This is a genomic window from uncultured Planktosalinus sp. (assembly GCF_963973675.1).
In the GTDB taxonomy this organism is placed as follows: domain Bacteria; phylum Bacteroidota; class Bacteroidia; order Flavobacteriales; family Flavobacteriaceae; genus Planktosalinus.
Genome location: NZ_CAXBAN010000237.1, coordinates 1 through 4272, shown reverse-complemented (window position 1 = coordinate 4272; position 4272 = coordinate 1). Strand labels below are relative to the sequence as shown.

Annotated in this window: 4 protein-coding genes; all 4 read right to left on the bottom strand. The window is 34.3% G+C overall.

The features are described 5' to 3' along the window. Positions 1 to 216 precede the first annotated feature (216 nt). Complete coding sequence (locus tag AACY61_RS09625) at positions 217 to 1170, bottom strand: acetyl-CoA carboxylase carboxyltransferase subunit alpha (protein WP_339611360.1); 954 nt, start codon at positions 1168 to 1170, stop codon at positions 217 to 219. Positions 1171 to 1221: 51 nt separating this feature from the next. Further along, positions 1222 to 2127 carry a DMT family transporter gene (locus tag AACY61_RS09620; RefSeq protein WP_339611361.1) on the bottom strand — a complete coding sequence of 302 codons (906 nt, stop codon included), beginning with the start codon at positions 2125 to 2127 and terminating at the stop codon, positions 1222 to 1224. Then, complete coding sequence (locus AACY61_RS09615) at positions 2111 to 3190, bottom strand: LptF/LptG family permease (RefSeq protein ID WP_339611359.1); 1080 nt, start codon at positions 3188 to 3190, stop codon at positions 2111 to 2113. Before AACY61_RS09615 ends, AACY61_RS09620 begins: the two co-directional genes overlap by 17 nt. Before the next feature lie 31 nt (positions 3191 to 3221). After that, a partial coding sequence (tgt, locus tag AACY61_RS09610; RefSeq protein WP_339611358.1) for a tRNA guanosine(34) transglycosylase Tgt occupies positions 3222 to 4272 on the bottom strand: 1051 nt, incomplete at its 5' end.

Here is a 4272-nt window from a genome sequence, read left to right as displayed (position 1 = left end):
TTGTGATTTTTTTGAAGAATATGACATGTGAGGCTGTACTTTTTCCATTATGCGAATGTAAATAAAATGTTAAGACAAAGATAGTTTTTTGAAAATAGAACTCTTAACAGTTCATCAACAATTAAACTGTTAATAACTTTTAAATATTGTTAATATCGTAAAAAAAATCCGATTTTGAAAAACCGGATTATTGTAAGGGAGTGATACTATTAGGAATTAACTTTTATAAGGTCCCATTTCAAAATATTTGTTCATTCGGTTTTCAACCAGTTCCTTTGGGGATAAGTTTTTTAATTCTTCAAATGCTTTTAAAATTTCTTTTGATACAGTTTTGAAAGTCGTTTCTCTATCAGAATGAGCGCCTCCTAGTGGCTCTTTAACTATAGCATCAATTAACTTATTCTTCTTCATGTCAGTAGCTGTAAGCTTAAGTGCGTCAGCTGCTTGTTCTTTAAACTCCCAACTTTTCCAGAGAATTGAGGAACAGCTTTCAGGAGAAATTACAGAGTACCAAGTATTTTCAAGCATTAAAATTTTATCTCCTACACCAATTCCCAAAGCTCCACCACTTGCACCTTCTCCTACAATCACTACTATGATTGGAACTTTTAATCTTGACATTTCAAAAATATTACGGGCTATCGCTTCTCCTTGACCACGCTCTTCTGCTTCTAAACCTGGGTAGGCTCCTGGGGTATCAATAAATGTTACAACTGGAAGTTTAAATTTTTCAGCAGATTTCATCAAACGAAGTGCTTTTCTGTACCCTTCAGGGTTTGCCATTCCAAAATTTCTGTATTGGCGGGTCTTGGTATTGTATCCCTTTTGTTGGCCTACGAGCATAAAACTTTGGTCACCTATTTTACCTAATCCACCAATCATTGCTTTATCATCTTTAACACCCCGATCTCCATGGAGCTCTAAAAAAGTTTCACCACAAATGGCTTTGATATAATCTAAAGTATAGGGACGATTAGGATGTCTGGAAAGCAAAACTCGCTGCCAGGGTGTTAAATTTTTATAGATATCCTTTTTGGTTGCTATTAATTTTTTTTCAATTTTATCACAAGTTTCTGTTACATCAACATCACTTTCCTTTCCAATAACAGTACATTTTTCCAACTGTTCATTAAGTTCCTTTATGGGGAGTTCAAAATCAAGATATTCCATTGGTTTTGGTTTTTAGTAAACTTAGCATACAAAGATAAAAACTTTGTTTGATTAGGCATTGTTTAATAGATTGCTTTTTCTCTTTTTACTTGTTTTTATAATTCCGTTTAAAATTACTGTTGCAATAATCACAATAGCCCCGTAATAAAATTGAGAGCTCATATACTCGGTATTACCCAAAATGAGAAGTGCCAGTAAAATCCCGTAGACAGGTTCTAAGTTTATTGTCAGCATGACGGTATAGGGCTTGATCCACTTCATTACGTGTACTGATGCAATAAAAGCATAAGCTGTACAAGCTGATGCTAGAATAAATAAGTAAATCCAGTCTGTACCGGTAAGTGAAAAGAAACTAATATCAAAACGACCAGCAATTAAAAAGAATACAGTAATGCAAAGAGTGCCAAACAAGAGTTCCCAAAATGAGATAGAAGTGGCTGGATATTTAACAGCAAATTTACCATTAATCACTGAAAACAAAGCACTTAAAAAAGATGAACTTAAAGCAAGTAATATGCCCGTTAGATATTGAGTTTCTACCTCAAATATTATGTAAAGTCCCAAAATTACAAATACTCCAAACAAAACCTCATACCATATTATTTTTCGCCTGTAAAAAAGTGGTTCCAATAAAGAAGTAAAGAAGGCTCCTGTTGACAATATAGCAAGGGTAATCGAAACATTTGATTCTTTAATAGCAGCAAAAAAAGTAATCCAATGAAGTGCAATGATAAAACCGGCTATAAAAAATCCTGCTAAAACAAATGGAGGATATTTAAGCTTGATGCGTTTCCAAAGCACATAAAAATATATCAACACACAAGCAATTAACATTCTGAACCAAACCAATGGTGTTGCTTCTAATGTAATAAGTGCACCTAAAACAGCAGTAAACCCCCATATAAAAACTATAAAATGAAGATGTAAATAATTGAGTAATTTATCGTTTTGCGCCATAAAGTAAGTAAACAGCCAGAGTGCCAAACAAAATATTTGGAAACCAGGTAGCAATAAAAGGTGAAAAATCTGATTGTTCAGCCATGGTTCCAAAAACCTTGTCGAAAAATATAAAAACCATTCCTATCAAAATTCCGATAGCTAGGTTTACTCCCATTCCTCCCCGACGCTTTTTTGATGAAACAGCAACAGCAATCAAAGTTAAAATGTAAGCACTTACAGGAAGGCTCCATCTTTTTTGACGCACAACTTCATATCGATTTATATAAGAAGAACCTCTTTTAAGTTCTTTGTCAATAAAATCATTTAACTCGTTATAATTCAATGTTTCAGCAATATAATTTACAGGAGTAAGGTCATCCATCTCAAACGGAAAAATAGTATCAAATCTTGATTTTGTAATAAGACGGTCATCTTCTTTGCCAATAATTCGTTTTACATAATTGAACAATGTATAGGTTGAATCAGCTTCGTTGAAGTTAATGCGGTTTGCTGAAATTTTATATTCTAAAACATTCTCGTCAAAATGTTCGAGCGTAAAAAAAGTGCCCGATTTATTAGCAGCATTAAAACTACTTACAAAGATGACATCATTGTCATTAACTTGCCTGTAAACATTTGACATGTCACGATCAGACTTTCCCTTTTTCAAATATTGATATGAAAACTCATTATAACCCTTGCTTGCCATTGGAGCCAAATACATCCCTAAAAACAAGGCACCTGCACAAACTAGTGTTGCTCCTATGATGTAAGGTCGTAAAAACCGATAAAAAGAAATTCCACTACTTAAAACTGCTACAATCTCTGTGTTGTTGGCCATTTTTGAAGTAAACCAGATGACCGAAAGAAATAAAAACAAAGGAAAAAGCAGATTAGCAAAATAAATTGTAAAGTATCCATAATAGGTTATCACTTCAATAAGCGGCACTTCATTTTCTAGTATTTTTCCAATCTTTTCAGCAAGATTAACTGTAATTCCAATAGGAATAAAAAGCAAAAGCAGCATTAAAAATGTGCCCAGATATTTTTTTAATATGTATCTGTCGATAATTGTGAGCATACTAAAATTTGTTGCTATTTATTAATTACACCTACAAACGCTTATCCATTTGCTTTACCATCCTATTTTTCCAACAGTAGAAATCTCCGGCTAATATATGTTTTCTGGCCTCACGAACCAACCATAAATAAAATCCTAAATTATGAATTGTGGCAATTTGCTTTCCTAACAATTCATTTACTGAAAATAAATGCCTAAGATAGGCTTTAGAATACTCTACATCTACAAAAGTAATTCCCATTTCATCTAAGGGTGAGAAATCACTTTCCCATTTTTTATTTTTAATATTAATGGTCCCATGAGCGGTAAAAAGAGTTCCATTACGTGCGTTACGTGTTGGCATCACACAATCAAACATATCAATTCCCAAAGCAATATTTTCTAGAATATTAATCGGTGTTCCCACTCCCATTAAGTAACGTGGTTTATCTTCCGGCAGTATTGCCGTTACAACTTCTGTCATAGCATACATTTCATCTGCAGGCTCACCAACAGAAAGTCCGCCTATGGCATTTCCTTCGGCTCCGACTGAAGCAATGTATTCTGCAGACTGTTGCCTTAAATCTTTGTAAGTACTTCCCTGAACAATTGGAAAAAATGACTGTCCGTAATCATATTTTAGTGGTGTTTTTTCTAAATGTGCAATACAGCGGTCCAACCAGCGGTGTGTCATATGCATTGATCGTTTCGCATACCTGAAATCGCAGGGGTATGGTGTGCATTCATCAAAGGCCATTATTATGTCAGCACCTATTGTTCGCTGAGTTTCCATCACGTTTTCAGGAGAAAAAAAATGATAACTGCCATCAATATGTGATTTAAATTTTACACCTTCTTCTTTTATTTTTCGGTTGGCAGAAAGTGAGTACACTTGGTATCCTCCACTATCAGTGAGAATATTTCTATCCCAATTCATAAACTTGTGCAGACCGCCGGCTTTTTCAAGTATTGTAGTTTGTGGTCTCAAATACAAATGGTATGTATTCCCTAATATAATGTCAGGGTTTATGTCTACTTTAAGTTCTCGCTGATGCACGCCTTTGACTGTTCCCACAGTTCCCACTGGCATAAAAATAGGAGTT